Raw genomic sequence first — 16,302 nt, forward strand, 5'->3', positions numbered from 1 at the left:
CGCAGCAAGGAGACTTTATGAAAACACCCTCACAACCGCGCGCGATTTTTTACATCGTGGCGATTCAAATTTGGGAATACTTCAGCTTTTACGGCATGCGTGCCTTACTCATCCTTTATCTTACCCACCAGCTTGGTTTTAATGACAGCCACGCGATCAACCTCTTCAGCGCCTACGCCTCTTTAGTTTACGTTACCCCTATTCTTGGCGGCTGGCTTGCCGACCGCCTGCTTGGCAACCGCGTGGCGGTTATCACCGGCGCCTTATTGATGACGCTGGGTCATGTGGTATTGGGCTTAGAATCTGATTCAACGCTGAGTTTATATGCGGCGCTGGCCATTATTATCTGCGGCTACGGCTTGTTTAAATCCAATATTAGCTGTCTGCTGGGCGAACTTTACGCCCCTGATGACAACCGCCGCGACGGGGGATTCTCGCTGCTCTACGCCGCCGGGAATATTGGATCGATAGCCGCGCCGATCGCCTGTGGTCTGGCGGCGCAGTGGTATGGCTGGCATGTCGGCTTTGCGCTGGCGGGCGTGGGAATGTTCATCGGCCTGCTCATCTTTTTAAGCGGTCATCGCCACTTTCAGCAGACGCGCGGTGTTAATCGCCCCGCGTTGCGGGCGGTTAAATTCGCCCTTCCAACCTGGGGTTGGCTGGTATTAATGCTGTGTATCGCGCCGGTATTCTTCACCCTCCTGCTGGAAAATAACTGGTCTGGCTATGTGCTGGCCATTGTCTGCGTCTTCGCGGCGCAACTTATCGCCCGTATTATGGTTAAATTTCCCGAACACCGTCGCGCCTTGTGGCAAATCGTTCTGTTAATGATCACCGGCACTCTCTTCTGGGTTCTGGCGCAGCAGGGCGGAAGTTCGATCAGTTTATTCATCGACCGTTTTGTCAACCGCCACTGGCTGAATATGACCGTCCCCACCGCATTGTTCCAGTCGGTCAATGCGATTGCGGTGATGGCGGCGGGCGTGGTGCTGGCGTGGCTGAGCCGCCCGAAAGAGAGCGCCCGCTCGGTGCTGCGCGTCTGGCTTAAATTTGCCGTGGGGCTGGTATTAATGGGCGGCGGTTTTATGCTGCTGGCGCTAAACGCGCATCAGGCCCGGTTAGACGGGCAGGCATCAATGGGAATGATGATCGCAGGGCTGGCGCTGATGGGCTTTGCGGAGCTGTTTATTGATCCAGTCGCGATGGCGCAAATTACCCGCCTCAACCTGCCTGGCGTCACGGGCGTACTGACCGGTATTTATATGCTGGCGACCGGCGCGGTCGCTAACTGGCTGGCTGGCGTCGTCGCGCAACAAACCACGGAATCGCAAATTAGTGATACGGCGGTAGCCGCCTACGGACACTTTTTCTCGCAAATGGGCGAGTGGACGCTAAGTTGCGTGGCGCTGATCGTCGCCATTGTCGGCCTGAGATGGGTTTGCACCCGGACTACATCGGCGCTACCGCAGGGCGATTAAACGGTGGTTCGCTGCCCACAAGGAGGAGACGGGCAGCGAATCGGCACATCAGATAGCCGCGTCGTCTTCTTCGCCAGTACGGATACGAATAACGCGGGCGACATCAAAGACAAAGATCTTACCGTCGCCGATTTTCCCCGTCTGCGCGGTACGAATGATGGTGTCAACACAGGTATCCACGATATCGTCAGGCACAACGATTTCAATTTTTACCTTCGGCAGAAAATCCACCATATATTCCGCGCCGCGATACAGCTCGGTGTGGCCTTTTTGACGGCCAAAGCCTTTGACTTCGGTGACCGTCATGCCGGTAATACCTACCTCGGCCAGCGCTTCACGGACATCGTCCAGCTTGAAGGGTTTAATAATCGCATCAATCTTTTTCATGCTATTCCTTGAAAAGGTCGCCTGTGTTTTGATCGGTTAAACGTAACATATTTCGCGCTACTTTACGGCATGAAAACTACTCTTTGAAATCATTCGCATCCAGTTCGTGGCGGGAGAGTAGCTTATAGAATTCCGTGCGGTTGCGCCCCGCCATCCTTGCCGCGTGCGTCACGTTACCTTTGGTAATTTGCAGTAACTTGCGCAGATAGTTCAGTTCAAATTGGTTTCGCGCTTCGGCAAAGGTGGGCAGCGCGGTGTTTTCGCCTTCCAGCGCCTGCTCGACCAACGCATCGCTGATCACCGGCGAAGAGGTTAACGCCACGCATTGTTCAATGACGTTGACCAGTTGGCGCACGTTGCCCGGCCAGCTTGCCGTCATCAGCCGTTTCATTGCATCAGTAGAAAAGGCGCGAACAAACGGTTTATGCCGCTGTGCCGACTGTCTGAGCAGATGATTAGCCAGCAGCGGAATATCTTCGGTACGCTCCGCCAGCGCCGGAATTTTCAGGCTCACGACATTCAGCCGGTAGTACAAATCTTCACGAAATTCGCCCCGCGCCATCGCCTTCGGCAGATCGCGGTGCGTCGCGGAAATAATTCGCACGTCGATATCAATATCGCGATTGCTGCCCAGCGGTCTGACTTTGCGCTCCTGTAACACCCGCAGCAGCTTCACCTGTAACGGCGCGGGCATATCGCCAATTTCATCCAGAAACAGCGTGCCGCCTTCCGCCGCCTGGAACAACCCTTCACGATTGCTCACTGCGCCGGTAAAGGCGCCGCGCGCATGGCCGAATAATTCGGACTCCAGCAACTGTTCCGGCAACGCGCCGCAGTTGATGGCGACAAACGGCTTGTTACTGCGCGGGCTGGCATTATGAATCGCCTGTGCGAAAATCTCTTTCCCGGTGCCGCTTTGTCCGTTAATCAATACGCTGACATCCGACTGCGCGACCATGCGCGCCTGTTCAAGCAGTCGCAGCATCAGCGGGCTACGGGTAACGATAGCGTTGCGCCAGCTATCGTCCGTCGCGGGAGCGGACTGCTCCAGCGCTTCATCTATCGCTTTATATAACGCGTCTCTGTCGATCGGCTTTGTCAAAAAGCTGAATACGCCCTTCTGGGTAGCGGCCACCGCATCCGGAATGGAACCATGCGCCGTCAGAATGATAACCGGCATTCCCGGCTGTACTTTCTGAATTTCTGTGAACAGTTGCATACCATCCATTTCATCCATGCGCAGGTCGCTTATTACCAGATCCACTTTTTCCCGATGCAGTACCCGCAGTCCTTCCTGACCGCTCTCTGCGGTCACGACACTGTATCCTTCACTGGTCAGGCGCATACCGAGCAATTTCAGTAATCCGGGATCGTCATCGACCAGCAACAGGTGCGCCGGTTTACGGCTTATCATGGCGTTACCTCATCTTGTGACGGCGACGGCGCCGCGCCATCTTCAGACGTCGCGGGTTTGTCATTGGTATGCGGCGTATCGGCGTTGTAATTACCTGCCGGTTTTCGTGTCGAAAGCTGGCGCTCAATATCGGTTAAACTCTCCAGCTTACGGGTGGTAAGATCGAGCTGCGTTTGCAAGGCCTGTTGCTGCTGGCGCAGCGCATCCAGCTCACTATCTGACGTTTGCTGGAGTTTGCTATAACGCTGACGTTCGGCAGAAAGCGCTAATTGCAGCGCCTGACCGTCATGCCAGATTTGGTAGACGGGCCGTACCTGAGCCGGTATTTGCGCGCTTAACGCCTCCAGACGGGTCACTATGGCGCGCCGCTCCGGCGGCGTAATTTTTGCATCCGCCAGTAAGATCCCGCGCCTGAAGGCATTCTGCCAGTTATCATCCGTCAACGCGCGCGCCTCTGCGCGCGACTGAACCGGCATCAGACGATCGGCGCAGTCAATCGTGCGTAGCCAGTACAGCGGATTCGTCTCTACCGCCTGCCCGCGTAGCGACCAGATATCCGCGCACGCCGTCGGGAGATAATCCGCCAGTTGATAATGGGGGAGCGTGTCCTGCGCTGCGCTATCGGGCAGTTGCTGTGAAGCATGGGGAACACATGCGGTCAGCGCCAGACACGATATGCCCACCGGTATTCCCCACCGCAAAAGGCATCGTTTAATAGTTTGGACTAAAACGTGTGACATACGCACCAGGCTTAAATTCATATTAGTGTTTGTCAGATGCAGGCAATGGCAGCGAGATGCGAAAACAGACTTCCTGCGCTTTGTCATCCACCAGTTGGATCTCTCCCTGCATTCGACGAATACAATCTCTGGCGATACTCAGCCCTAACCCACTGCCTTTTACCGCCCCTTTTCGCTGGTGGCTTCCCTGGAAAAAAGGCTCAAAAATCATTTCTCTTTCGGTTTGCGGAATCGGCTCGCCGCTATTAACCACATCGATATAAACCGTGGAGCCCTGAGAACGACTACGGATGCAAATGTTACCGGATTCAGCGCCATAGTGCACCGCGTTGGAATAGAGATTATCCAGCACGCTCATCAGCAACATGGGCTCTGCTATGCAGCGTTCGGCCTTCAGGTCGACATCGGTATGCATCATTTTAGCGCGGGCAGGCAAACTGTGGGCGGAAACCACCATATCCACAAGCGGCGCGATATCGACCGCTTCCAGCTCTGTGGCACTGTCTACCAGTTTCCGGTTGTAATCAAGCAATTGCTCAATCAATTTTTGTAAATTACGACTGCTGTCATCCAGAATATCGACCACCTCTTTTTGCTCCGGCGTCAGCGGCCCAACCACCTGATCGGCCAGCAGCTCTGTCCCCTCGCGCATACTAGCCAGCGGAGTTTTCAGCTCATGGGACAAGTGACGTAGAAACTGATGGCGCTGGGATTCCAGCCACGCCAGACGCTCACTCAGCCAGATAATGCGCTGCCCCACCGATCGTAATTCACGCGGACCGGTAAAGGTGACGGTATTCCCCAAAGAACGGCCTTCGCCCAGGCGATTAATCATCCGTTCAATTCCTTTCACCGGCCCGATAATCATGCGGGTAAAAAGTAGCACCATCGCCAGGCTCACCAGAAATAGCACCAGCGCCTGCCAGCCGAAAAATTGTCCGCGCTCGGCGATTTCTTGTTGTAACTGCTGCCCGCGCGAGTAAACCACAGTACGCGTCGCCTGCACCATTTCCGTATTAGCGTTGGCAAAGGCCTCCAGACGCGCGGCCGCTGCCGCTTCCGGGCCGCTATCTTTACACTGCAATTGCGCCAGCGCGTTTAAATCCTGGCGTAACGCCTGATACAACTTATCATCCGGCAAGACGCCGGCATGGGCGTCCAGCATATCGCTATAGCGCTTACGCTGGCTTTGATACACTTTTGCCAGCGTCGGATCGTCAAGCACGCAATACTGTCGGTAGCTTCGCTCCATCTCCAGCGCGACGTTGGTCATCGCCTCGCTGCGCCGGGCGTCAATAAGCGTGCTGCGGTTAGTCACCGCAGCCTGATCGCTTAACGCGTTAAGGCTTTGCCACGCCTGCCAGGCCAGAACCAGCAACGGCAGCAGGATCAGCAAAAAGGCCAGCATGACCAATTGTCGTAAAGAACGGGGGAAAACAGACCAGCGCTTCAACGTGTCGCTCACATAAAAGAAGAATAAAAAAGATGCTAACCGAGGGGAGCGCCAGATACAACAAAGCCGGGCTAAACCCGGCTTTGTTATGGAATAAGGCGGTGCCTAACTCGACGTTTCGCCCGGAGGTTGATAAAGCTACGCTATTATCAGAAGTTGGACGGCAGGCACCTTGTTGTGCGTCATTCGAAGTTTATGTAGCGCGTCCCTAAGGGGCTGACATAAGAAGGTGAATGAGCCACTGGTTACTATTATGCAGTAATTGTGCCAACATTCAAAAGACTTTGTTAACACAATGATAGATATGAAAAATATCGTTATTCATGCTAAAAATGGCTCTGCCTGTTTTTTGCCCTTTCTGTCGCCAATCAGCAACACTCGCAACACCTAAAAACAAAATCATTTTAAATCAAATGGTTAAGTGTCTCTTTTTGGCGACAACCTACCTCCACTCATGTCGGGATTTCCCGACACTTTAATCTTGCGGCATAAGCACTAGTTTATTGCCGGATGGCGGCGTAAACGCCTTATCCGGCCTACCGCTTGACGTTCAAGACGGTAGCTACAACCGCGCTTCTCCGTGGGCCTGATAAGCGTCGTCTACAAAAAGCCCCTCGTGAAGAGGGGCTTAATGGCTATCGGGCTAATTAACCAAGCTGCTTACGCGCATTACGGAAGATACGCATCCACGGGCTATCCTCGCCCCAGTTTTCCGGGTGCCAGGAGTTGGCGACGGTGCGGAATACGCGTTCCGGATGCGGCATCATAATCGTCACCCGACCGTTTTCGGTCGTCACCGCCGTGATGCCGTTCGGCGAACCGTTCGGGTTAGCCGGATAGGTTTCGGTCACGTGGCCGAAATTGTCTACATAGCGCAGGGCGACCAGGCCTTTGCTCTCAAGCGCGGCAAGATGCGCATCGTCACACACCTCAACGCGCCCTTCCCCATGGGAAACCGCAATCGGCATCTGTGAGCCTACCATTCCTTGCAGCAGCAGCGATGGGCTTTGCGTCACTTCCACCAGGCTGAAGCGGGCTTCGAAGCGGTCAGAATGGTTACGTACAAAACGCGGCCACAGTTCGCTGCCCGGGATCAGCTCGCGCAGATTCGACATCATCTGACAACCGTTGCACACCCCAAGCGCCAGCGTCTGCGGACGATGGAAGAAGGTTTCGAATTCGTCGCGCACCCGATGGTTAAACAGAATGGATTTCGCCCAGCCTTCGCCCGCCCCCAGCACGTCGCCGTAGGAAAAGCCGCCGCAAGCCACCAGAGCGTGGAAGTTACCCAGACCGATACGACCGCCCAGCAGGTCGCTCATATGGACGTCAATCGCGTCAAAGCCCGCACGATGGAACGCCGCCGCCATCTCCACGTGAGAGTTCACCCCCTGCTCGCGCAGGACAGCGACTTTCGGTCGTGCGCCTGTCGCAATGTACGGCGCGGCGATATCTTCATTAATATCAAACGACAGCTTCACGTTGAGGCCCGGATCGGCATCATTCGCTTTCGCCTCGTGTTCCTGGTCGGCACATTGCGGATTGTCGCGCAGACGCTGCATCTGCCAGGTGGTTTCCGCCCACCAGACACGCAGCGTAGTACGGCTTTCGCTGAATACCGTCCGATCATTAGCGGTAATTACAAAGCGATCGCCAGCCAGAGCCTGACCAAGGTAGTGGACGCAGTCAGCAAGGCCGTACTGCGCCAACAGCGCTTCGACCGCGTCTCTGTCTTCAGCGCGTACCTGAATCACGCCGCCCAGCTCCTCGTTGAACAGTGCGGCCAGATGGTCATCGCCCAGCGCGGCGATATCGACCTGCACGCCGCAGTGGCCGGCAAAGGCCATCTCGGCCAGCGTCACCAGCAGACCGCCGTCGGAACGGTCGTGCCAGGCCAGTAATTTACGCGCAGCGACCAGCGCCTGCATGGCGTCATAGAAGCCTTTCAGTTGCGCGACGTCACGCACGTCCGCGGGTTTGTCGCCAAGCTGACGATAGACCTGCGCCAGCGCCGTTGCACCCAGCGCGTTGTGGCCCTTGCCAAGATCGATCAGCAACAAGGCGTTATATTCCGTTGACAGCTGCGGCGTAAGGGTGTGACGCACGTCTTCCACGCGGGCAAACGCGGAAATCACCAGCGACAGCGGCGAGGTCATTTCGCGCTGTTCGTTGCCTTCCTGCCAGCGGGTTTTCATCGACATCGAATCTTTGCCCACCGGAATCGTCAGGCCAAGCTGCGGACAGAGTTCCTCTCCCACCGCTTTAACCGCGTCATACAAACCGGCATCTTCGCCAGGATGACCGGCTGCCGCCATCCAGTTAGCGGAAAGTTTGATGCGCTTGATATCGCCAATCTGCGTCGCGGCAATGTTAGTCAACGCTTCACCGACGGCCAGACGGGCGGAGGCGGCAAAGTCCAGCAGCGCCACCGGCGCGCGCTCGCCAATCGACATCGCTTCGCCGTAGTAGCTGTCGAGGCTGGCGGTAGTGACCGCGCAGTCAGCCACCGGGACCTGCCACGGGCCAACCATCTGGTCACGCGCCACCATACCGGTGACGGTACGGTCGCCAATAGTGACAAGGAAGGTTTTTTCCGCCACGGTCGGCAGATGCAGAACACGCTTTACCGCGTCGGTAATCGTGATATCCGCGCGGTTCAGCGCATCGCCTTTCGCCTTCAATGTTTGCACATCGCGGGTCATTTTCGGCGTTTTGCCCAGCAGGACATCCAGCGGTAGGTCGATCGGCTGATTGTCGAAATGGTTATCATGCAACGAGAGATGCTGTTCTTCGGTAGCGTCGCCAATGACCGCATACGGCGCGCGTTCGCGCTTACACAGTTCGTCGAACAGCGGCAACTGGTCAGCCGCGACCGCCAGCACATAGCGCTCCTGGGATTCGTTACACCAGATTTCAAGCGGGCTCATGCCCGGCTCGTCGCTAAGAATGTCGCGCAGTTCGAACTTCCCGCCGCGCCCGCCGTCGCTCACCAGCTCCGGCATCGCATTGGAGAGACCGCCCGCGCCCACATCATGGATAAACAGGATTGGGTTGGCGTCGCCCAACTGCCAGCAGCGGTCGATCACCTCCTGGCAGCGGCGTTCCATTTCCGGGTTGTCGCGCTGTACGGAAGCAAAGTCGAGGTCAGCGTCAGATTGGCCGGAAGCCATTGACGATGCCGCGCCGCCGCCGAGGCCGATATTCATCGCCGGGCCGCCAAGGACGATCAGCTTCGCGCCGACGACGATCTCGCCTTTCTGCACGTGATCGGCGCGGATATTACCGATCCCGCCCGCCAGCATGATCGGCTTATGGTAGCCGCGCAGCTCTTCGCCGTTGTGGCTGTTCACTTTCTCTTCATAAGTACGGAAGTAACCGGTCAGCGCCGGGCGACCAAATTCGTTGTTAAACGCCGCGCCGCCCAGCGGACCTTCGGTCATGATATCCAGCGCGGTGACAATACGTTCCGGCTTGCCAAAATCCTCTTCCCACGGCTGTTCAAAGCCCGGAATACGCAGGTTGGAAACGGAGAAGCCCACCAGCCCGGCTTTTGGTTTCGCGCCACGCCCGGTGGCGCCTTCATCACGAATTTCGCCGCCGGAACCGGTCGCCGCCCCCGGCCACGGAGAGATGGCGGTTGGGTGGTTATGCGTTTCGACCTTCATCAAAATGTGCGCGGGCTCCTGATGAAAATCGTAACGGCCGGTATTGTGGTCGGCGAAGTAGCGCCCCACCGCAGATCCTTCCATCACCGCGGCATTGTCTTTATAGGCAGAGAGCACATAGTCCGGCGTGGTTTCGAAGGTGTTTTTAATCATTTTAAACAGCGACTTCGGCTGCGGTTTACCGTCGATAATCCAGTCGGCGTTAAAAATCTTGTGGCGGCAGTGCTCGGAGTTCGCCTGGGCGAACATGTACAATTCGATATCGTTCGGGTTGCGCCCCAGTTTGGTAAACGCCTCCTGCAAATAGTCGATTTCATCTTCCGCCAGCGCCAGACCGAGACGCAGGTTGGCGTCAATTAACGCCTGACGGCCTTCTCCCAGCAGATCGACACTGGAAACCGGCGCAGGCTGATGGTGGATAAACAGTTTTTCCGCATCGGTTAAAGAAGAGAACACCGTCTCCATCATACGGTCGTGCAGCTCTGCGGCCACTTGTCGCCACTGTTCCGCCGTCAACGTCGAAGCCTCGATATAGTACGCTACGCCGCGCTCCAGCCGATCAACCTGTTGCAGGCCGCAGTTGTGGGCGATATCCGTTGCTTTTGAAGACCAGGGGGAGATGGTACCAGGACGCGGTGTGACCAACAGGAGTTTACCCGCCGGCGTATGGCTGCTAAGCGCCGGGCCGTATTGCAGCAGACGGGTAAGCTGCGCCTGCTCGCTATCATTTAACGGGGCGTTCAGGTCAGCAAAATGGACATACTCAGCGTATATATTGTGGACCTGGAGGTTGGCAGCCTGAAAGCGCGCCAGCAGTTTATTGATACGGAATGCAGACAGTGCAGGCGAACCACGCAGAATTTCCATCATAAGTCTCTCGTCTTCTAAGCTTTGGTGTGCGCAAGGGGGGAAACGGCCGTCATTATAAAGAATCTGACGCGCCGACGAAACCGTTTGCGTATAAATAAAATCACCGCTTTTTCTTGTCATACGGTGCGGCTATCGTTGCGAATAAGTTGCCAACTGGCGCATTGTTACGCAAAATGCCGCTCATTAATGACTTATCTATTGCAGCAAAACATCTTTTTCAGCCCGAGGCAACGCACGATCCAGAGAATTAACTAATTGAAAAAATTAAAGATTAATTATCTGTTCATCGGCATATTGACGCTGCTGCTGGCAGCAGCCCTTTGGCCCTCAATCCCCTGGTTCGGTAAAACCGAAAACCATATCGCCGCGATTCAAGCCCGGGGGGTACTGCGCGTCAGTACGATCGACTCGCCATTAACCTATTCCGTTATCAACGGTAAAAAATATGGTCTGGACTATGAACTGGCGCAGCAGTTCGCCAACTATCTCGGCGTGAAGCTGAAAGTGACGGTGCGCCAGAATATCAGCCAGTTGTTTGACGATCTGGATAACGGCAATGCCGACCTGCTCGCGGCTGGGCTGGTCTACGACAGCGCACGCGTTAAAAACTATCAGCCCGGCCCCATGTATTATTCAGTTTCGCAACAGCTCGTCTACCGGGTCGGACAATATCGCCCACGCTCGCTGGCGACCGTTAACGAGAATCAGCTTACCATTGCGCCAGGGCACGTCGTGGTCAATGATTTACAGCGTTTAAAAGAGACAAAGTTTCCCGACCTGAGCTGGAAAGTGGATGATAAAAAAGGCTCGACGACGCTGCTGGAAGAGGTCATCAGCGGCAAACTGGATTACACCATTGCCGATTCAGTGGCGATCAGTCTGTTTCAGCGCGTTCATCCCGAGCTGGCCGTGGCGCTGGATGTCACGGATGAACAGCCCGTGACCTGGTTTAGCCGACTGGACGACGATAATACGCTCTCCGCCGCGCTGCTCGATTTTTTCAATTCGATCAATGAAGACGGTTCTCTGGCGCGGATCGAAGAGAAATATCTGGGACATGGCGATGATTTCGACTACGTTGATACCCGCTCTTTCCTGCGAGCGGTGGATAACGTCCTGCCGGAGCTGGAACCGTTATTTAAAAAATATGCCAAAGAGATAGACTGGCGCCTGCTGGCGGCGATTTCTTATCAGGAATCGCACTGGGATCCGCTGGCGACCTCGCCAACCGGCGTGCGCGGCCTGATGATGCTGACTAAAAATACCGCCCAAAGTCTGGGGCTGACCGACCGTACCGATGCGGAGCAAAGCATCAGCGGCGGCGCTCGCTATCTTGAAGATATGATGGCTAAAGTTCCCGAAACCGTTCCGGAAGACGAGCGTATCTGGTTTGCCTTAGCCGCCTACAATATGGGTTATGCGCACATGCTCGATGCCAGATCGCTGACGGTAAAAACCAAAGGCAATCCGGATAGCTGGACCGATGTGAAGCAGCGTTTGCCTCTGTTAAGCCAAAAACCGTATTACAGTAAGCTAACCTACGGTTACGCGCGTGGACATGAGGCTTATGCTTATGTGGAAAATATCCGTAAATACCAGATAAGTTTAGTGGGGTATTTGCAGGAAAAAGAAAAGCAGGAAGCGGAAGCCATGAAACTGGCGCAGGATTACCCGGCGGTGTCGCCGGAGGAGCTGAATAAAGCGCCCTTCCCCCTCCTGTCGTTTTTATCGCAGTCATCAGGCTACCTGACGCATTCGCCGTCTTTACTGTTTACGCCGCAGAAGAAAGAAGAAAAATAGTGCGATGGTCTTATCGGATGGCGACGCGCAACGTCTTATCCGGCATTGCGCTATACTGCCGGCCCCGCGCCTTCCGCACGGTCGGCTTTCTTCAGGGCTTTAATTTCCTGACGACGCATACGGAAAAAATCACTGAGCAGCGTCGCACATTCATCGCGCAGCACCCCTTCAATAATGTCGACCCGGTGATTCATTCCCGGATGGTGCAGCACATCAATTAGCGATCCGGCCGCGCCGGTTTTTGCATCGCGCGCGCCAAAGACAACGCGTCCAATGCGGCTATGCACTATAGCGCCTGCGCACATCACACAGGGTTCCAGCGTGACATACAGCGTGGTATCCAGTAACCGGTAATTCTGCAATACCAGACCTCCCTGACGCAGCGCCATTATTTCAGCATGCGCAGTAGGATCGTGGCGGCCAATGGGTCGGTTCCAGCCTTCGCCAATGACACGATGGTTATGCACCAATACCGCGCCAACCGGAACCTCGCGTTCGTCCCAGGCGCGTTTCGCCAGCGTCAGCGCGTGGCGCATCCAGTATTCGTGATCTAATTCGACATCAGACAAAGAGATAACTCCGGTAATGAAAGCGGGCGGCATTATACACAGACGCTATGCGTTTCACTATTCGAGCTGCTGCAACTCGCCGTGCGGCGTCACCCGCCAGCGATGCTGGCAAAAATAAAGCAGCGGGTTATCCTGTTTGCTGTCGCTGTAGCCGCTATAAAGACGCAGCGGCGTACCGATTTTACGTTCCAGTTGCGCGACTTTTTCATGGCCCAGACAGCGCACGGTTAATACCCAGCCGCCATACCGTCGCGCCATCTGGCTGGCGATGAGGTTAACGCGCGGCAACCACGGCGTATCAAAATAGACTTGCTCTACCAATGATTGCGGAGAACCGGTAATAAGCCAGATATCCGCGTCAGAGCTCAATAGATAGGTGGTCAGACGCTCCTGTACAACCGGAAACGCCGTGACGTTAGCGCGAAACCAACGGACAAAATCCGCCTGATGCGCCTGCAAACGCGTTTCGCTATGGCCAAAAGTACAGCCCCACAATAACAGACTCATCGGCCAGCGGGCCGCACGCCCTTTTACCAGTAAACCGATACCGATAATGGGCAACAGCGGCAGTACGAGCAGCGCATTTAGCGGCTGACGGCACAGCAAATAACGCAGAAAACTGCCGAACATATCCTGTTGATGTAACGTTCCATCCAAATCAAAAAAGACGACACGACGCTCGTGGCTGACCAAATCTTACTCCTCTGGATCATTGAACCCCAGCAGCCAGGTAAAAATAAACCCGGCAATTACCGCTATTAAATAGCCTAACAGATAGAACAGGACTTTTCCGGCAACAATTGTTAATGCCAGCGGCAAACCGGAAATACCAAAGGTAATTACCGTCGCCACTTTCCAGTAGCTGATCAACGCCCCGCCTACCGCGCCGCCAAGGCAAGCGCCAATAAATGGCTTACCCAATGGCAGCGTGACGCCAAAAATCAGCGGCTCGCCAATTCCCAGCAGTCCGACCGGAAGCGCGCCTTTAATCACCTTTTTGAGTCGCGCATTGCGGGTTTTCATCAGTACGGCAATGGCCGCGCCTATCTGACCAACGCCCGCCATCGCCAGGATGGGAAACAACGCGTTATAGCCGTGCGCTTGCACCAGCTCCACATGAATAGGCACCAGCCCCTGATGTAGCCCGGTCAGTACCAACGGCAGGAAGGTTCCGGCTAACACCGCGCCCACCAGAAAACCGCCGCGATCGATAGCCCAGGACGCGCCGTGAGCGATAGCGTCTGAAATCCAGCCGCCAAGCGGTTGCAGAGCGACAATCGCTACCGCGCCGGTGATAACAGTCGTCAATAAAGGGTTAAGAATTAACTCCAGCGACCCCGGCAGCAGCTTACGGAACTGGCGCTCAATCCAGCACATTAACGCCACCACCAGCAGGACGGCGATGACGCCGCCCCGTCCCGGCTGAAGCGCCTCGCCAAAGAGCGTAATCTGCGCCAGTTGCGGGCTGGAAAGGATCCCCGCCATCACGCCGCCTAACGCCTGCGATCCGCCAAAGACTTTCGCGGTATTGACGCCAACCAGAATGTTCATGATAGCGAACACCGCGCTACCAAATATCCCCATCAGGCCCAGCAGGTTAGGATAGTGGACGGCAACATCGCCAACGATATCCGGACGTTTAAGAATATTGATAATGCCGGTAATCAAGCCGGATGCGATAAAGGCAGGGATAAGCGGAATAAAAACATTCGCCAGCTTACGCAACGCATCGCTCATCGGCGCTTTATACTTCGCTTTCGCCTCGGATTTGGTACGCGCCATAGCGTCATCCGGCTTTACACCACCTGCGGCAATCTGCACGCGCATCGCATCAACCACCTGTGCAGCCTTCCCCGGCCCAACGATCAGCTGATGTTGCTCCCCTTGCTTTACGTATCCACTGACGGCAGGCAACGCTTTTAAGCGCGGAATATCCAGTTGGCTGTCGTCCTGTACCTCCACCCTGACTCGCGTCATACAGTTTTCCAGGCGCAGAATATTTTGCTCTCCGCCGATACCACGTAAAATGTCGCTGGCGAGCGCTGCCGTCTTATCCATACACACCTCTTTAGTGTTCTAACGCCGCCCTTAAAAAGCCCTGATGAGCGGCGAGTTTTTCCCTGGCGGCTGCAGCATCCAGCCCCGTAAGCGCCATCAAAATAGCGGGCTTAACCTCAAAATCGGTCTGTTTCAGCAACGTTTCCGCCTCTTCACGACCTATCCCGGTCGCTTCAACGACCATCCGACACGCGCGATCGACCAGTTTGACGTTGGTGGCTTTCATATCCACCATCAGGTTTTGATAGACCTTGCCGAACTTCACCATCGCGCCGGTAGAAATCATATTGAGCACCATTTTCTGCGCGGTGCCGGATTTCAGCCGCGTGGAGCCGGTAAGCGCTTCCGGCCCGACAACGGGCGAAATAGCGATATTAGCCTCCCGCGCAATAGGCGAATCTGGATTACAGGAGACGGCAACAGTGGTACAACCGGACTGTCGCGCATAGCGCAGGCCGCCAATCACATAGGGTGTACGACCCGACGCCGCGAGCCCCACGACCAGATCCTGTTCTTGCAGATTTAGCGCGACAAGATCGTCTTCGCCTGCCTGTTGGCTGTCTTCCGCGCCTTCGACCGCTTTCAGCAACGCGCCCGGCCCGCCGGCAATCAGCCCGACGACCAGACCGTGCGGAACGCCAAACGTCGGGGGGCATTCTGAGGCATCCAGTACGCCAAGCCGACCACTGGTGCCCGCGCCCATATAGATGATACGTCCGCCAGACTTCAGCGCCGCCGCAGCGGCATCCACCGCACGCGCAACGTCAGGCAGAGTGGCTTTTACTGCTTCCGCTACCAGCGTATCCTGTTCATTAAAACGCTTAACTAATTCAGGGGTAGGCAACGCATCCAGATCCATCGTTTGCAGGTTACGGGTTTCAGACACTAAGGTACCAAGATTCATTTTTGTCCCTCTGGAATTTTTAATTCATAATAAGCGTCCATGATGGAATAGAATATTCCCCCAGGCGAGTGAAATTTCGTTTTGTCGTCGCCATCACGTTTCGCAGGAGCTGCTCATGAACTGTTTGATTCGTATTCGCCAGCGTTATCCGGATCTCGCGCAAAGCGACAGGAAACTGGCGGATTATCTGCTCGCGCAACCGGATACGGCGCGGCATCTGAGCTCGCAGCAACTGGCGGCCGAAGCGGGCGTCAGCCAATCCAGCGTAGTCAAATTCGCGCAAAAACTGGGGTTTAAAGGGTTTCCTGCATTGAAACTGGCTATCAGCGAAGCGTTGGCCAGCAATCCTAATCCGCATTCCGTTCCCGTTCATAACCAGATTCGCGGCGACGATCCGATGCGCCTGGTCGGGGAAAAATTAATTAAAGAGAATGTGGCGGCGATGCACGCCACGCTGGACGTTAACAGTGAAGAAAAGCTGTTAGAAAGCGTCACGATGCTGCGCCACGCCCGACGTATTGTGATCACCGGGATTGGCGCCTCTGGGCTGGTGGCGCAAAATTTTGCCTGGAAGCTACTGAAGATTGGCATTAACGCGGTGGTTGAGCGCGATATGCACGCCCTGCTGGCGACGGTGCAGGCGCTGGCGCCGGAGGATCTGCTGCTGGCGATCTCTTATTCCGGGGAGCGGCGCGAGCTGAACCTGGCGGCGGACGAAACATTACGCGCAGGCGCGAAGATCCTGGCCATTACCGGTTTTTCTCCCAACGCCTTGCAGCAGCGCGCCACCCGCTGTCTGTATACGATTGCCGAAGAGCAAGCGACGCGTAGCGCCGCTATCTCCTCGACACATGCGCAAATGATGTTGACCGACTTACTGTTTATGGCGCTGGTACAACAGGATTTAGAGCGGGCGCCGGAGCGTATTCGCCATAGCGAGGCGCTGGTAAAAAAACTGGTTTGA

At 55.6% G+C, this 16,302-nt stretch carries 13 protein-coding genes; 4 read left to right on the top strand and 9 right to left on the bottom strand.

Annotated elements, in window-relative coordinates:
• Positions 1-17 precede the first annotated feature (17 nt).
• Entirely contained in the window at positions 18-1,478 is a 1,461-nt protein-coding gene (dtpD, locus tag J4614_RS18290; RefSeq protein WP_023136413.1) for a dipeptide permease DtpD, read from the top strand.
• Between the two features lie 48 nt (positions 1,479-1,526).
• On the opposite strand, the gene glnB is transcribed toward dtpD, so the two are convergent.
• The 5 genes from glnB to purL all read right to left on the bottom strand — a co-directional run bounded on the left by glnB (position 1,527) and on the right by purL (position 10,007).
• On the bottom strand, positions 1,527-1,865 hold the full coding sequence (gene glnB, locus J4614_RS18295) for a nitrogen regulatory protein P-II (RefSeq protein ID WP_000717694.1): 339 nt from the start codon (positions 1,863-1,865) through the stop codon (positions 1,527-1,529).
• 76 nt (positions 1,866-1,941) lie between these two features.
• Positions 1,942-3,276: a two-component system response regulator GlrR gene (glrR, locus tag J4614_RS18300; protein ID WP_024131115.1), complete on the bottom strand. Its 1,335-nt coding sequence runs from the start codon at positions 3,274-3,276 to the stop codon at positions 1,942-1,944.
• On the bottom strand, positions 3,276-4,040 hold the full coding sequence (gene qseG / locus J4614_RS18305) for a two-component system QseEF-associated lipoprotein QseG (RefSeq protein WP_001054246.1): 765 nt from the start codon (positions 4,038-4,040) through the stop codon (positions 3,276-3,278). Before qseG ends, glrR begins: the two co-directional genes overlap by 1 nt.
• Before the next feature lies 1 nt (position 4,041).
• The gene (gene qseE, locus J4614_RS18310; protein ID WP_023136414.1) at positions 4,042-5,472 is read right to left on the bottom strand and encodes a two component system sensor histidine kinase QseE/GlrK; all 1,431 of its coding nucleotides are present in this window, start codon (positions 5,470-5,472) and stop codon (positions 4,042-4,044) included.
• A gap of 647 nt (positions 5,473-6,119) precedes the next feature.
• Positions 6,120-10,007: a phosphoribosylformylglycinamidine synthase gene (purL, locus tag J4614_RS18315; protein ID WP_208293275.1), complete on the bottom strand. Its 3,888-nt coding sequence runs from the start codon at positions 10,005-10,007 to the stop codon at positions 6,120-6,122.
• 21 nt (positions 10,008-10,028) lie between these two features.
• Between purL and J4614_RS18320 the strand changes: the two genes are divergently transcribed.
• Positions 10,029-10,262 (top strand): hypothetical protein, encoded by a 234-nt coding sequence (locus J4614_RS18320; protein ID WP_001543559.1) that lies wholly within the window; start codon positions 10,029-10,031, stop codon positions 10,260-10,262.
• A complete protein-coding gene (mltF, locus tag J4614_RS18325) occupies positions 10,263-11,807 on the top strand; it encodes a membrane-bound lytic murein transglycosylase MltF (RefSeq protein ID WP_000734249.1) in 1,545 nt (514 codons plus the stop codon).
• Between the two features lie 50 nt (positions 11,808-11,857).
• Here the strand turns inward: mltF and tadA are convergent, their stop codons facing one another.
• From tadA to murQ, 4 genes are read right to left on the bottom strand one after another with little or no spacing between them, the layout of a single operon-like run.
• A complete protein-coding gene (gene tadA, locus J4614_RS18330; protein ID WP_001134556.1) occupies positions 11,858-12,409 on the bottom strand; it encodes a tRNA adenosine(34) deaminase TadA in 552 nt (183 codons plus the stop codon).
• A gap of 24 nt (positions 12,410-12,433) precedes the next feature.
• Positions 12,434-13,069, bottom strand: a complete 636-nt coding sequence (gene yfhb / locus J4614_RS18335) for a phosphatidylglycerophosphatase C (protein WP_000253554.1) — start codon at positions 13,067-13,069, stop codon at positions 12,434-12,436.
• Positions 13,070-13,072: 3 nt separating this feature from the next.
• Positions 13,073-14,434 (bottom strand): PTS transporter subunit EIIC, encoded by a 1,362-nt coding sequence (locus J4614_RS18340; RefSeq protein WP_208293276.1) that lies wholly within the window; start codon positions 14,432-14,434, stop codon positions 13,073-13,075.
• A gap of 10 nt (positions 14,435-14,444) precedes the next feature.
• A complete protein-coding gene (gene murQ / locus J4614_RS18345) occupies positions 14,445-15,338 on the bottom strand; it encodes an N-acetylmuramic acid 6-phosphate etherase (protein ID WP_131046807.1) in 894 nt (297 codons plus the stop codon).
• A 115-nt stretch (positions 15,339-15,453) separates the two neighbouring features.
• Here murQ and J4614_RS18350 point away from each other — a divergent pair, with 115 nt between their 5' ends.
• Positions 15,454-16,302, top strand: coding sequence for a MurR/RpiR family transcriptional regulator (locus J4614_RS18350; protein ID WP_000995694.1), 849 nt, complete (start codon positions 15,454-15,456; stop codon positions 16,300-16,302).

It is taken from the genome of Salmonella sp. 32031103-2018-00083-FB-01-SM-01 (assembly GCF_017571995.1).
Classification (GTDB): Bacteria; Pseudomonadota; Gammaproteobacteria; order Enterobacterales; family Enterobacteriaceae; genus Salmonella; species Salmonella enterica.

Excerpts from the sequence above, each read along its gene's own strand:
- J4614_RS18350 (WP_000995694.1), top strand. The coding sequence starts at position 15,454 with ATGAACTGTTTGATTCGTATTCGCCAGCGTTATCCGGATCTCGCGCAA.
- qseG (WP_001054246.1), bottom strand. The coding sequence starts at position 4,040 with ATGAATTTAAGCCTGGTGCGTATGTCACACGTTTTAGTCCAAACTATT.
- dtpD (WP_023136413.1), top strand. The coding sequence starts at position 18 with ATGAAAACACCCTCACAACCGCGCGCGATTTTTTACATCGTGGCGATT.
- glnB (WP_000717694.1), bottom strand. The coding sequence starts at position 1,865 with ATGAAAAAGATTGATGCGATTATTAAACCCTTCAAGCTGGACGATGTC.
- murQ (WP_131046807.1), bottom strand. The coding sequence starts at position 15,338 with ATGAATCTTGGTACCTTAGTGTCTGAAACCCGTAACCTGCAAACGATG.
- J4614_RS18340 (WP_208293276.1), bottom strand. The coding sequence starts at position 14,434 with ATGGATAAGACGGCAGCGCTCGCCAGCGACATTTTACGTGGTATCGGC.
- purL (WP_208293275.1), bottom strand. The coding sequence starts at position 10,007 with ATGATGGAAATTCTGCGTGGTTCGCCTGCACTGTCTGCATTCCGTATC.
- tadA (WP_001134556.1), bottom strand. The coding sequence starts at position 12,409 with ATGCCGCCCGCTTTCATTACCGGAGTTATCTCTTTGTCTGATGTCGAA.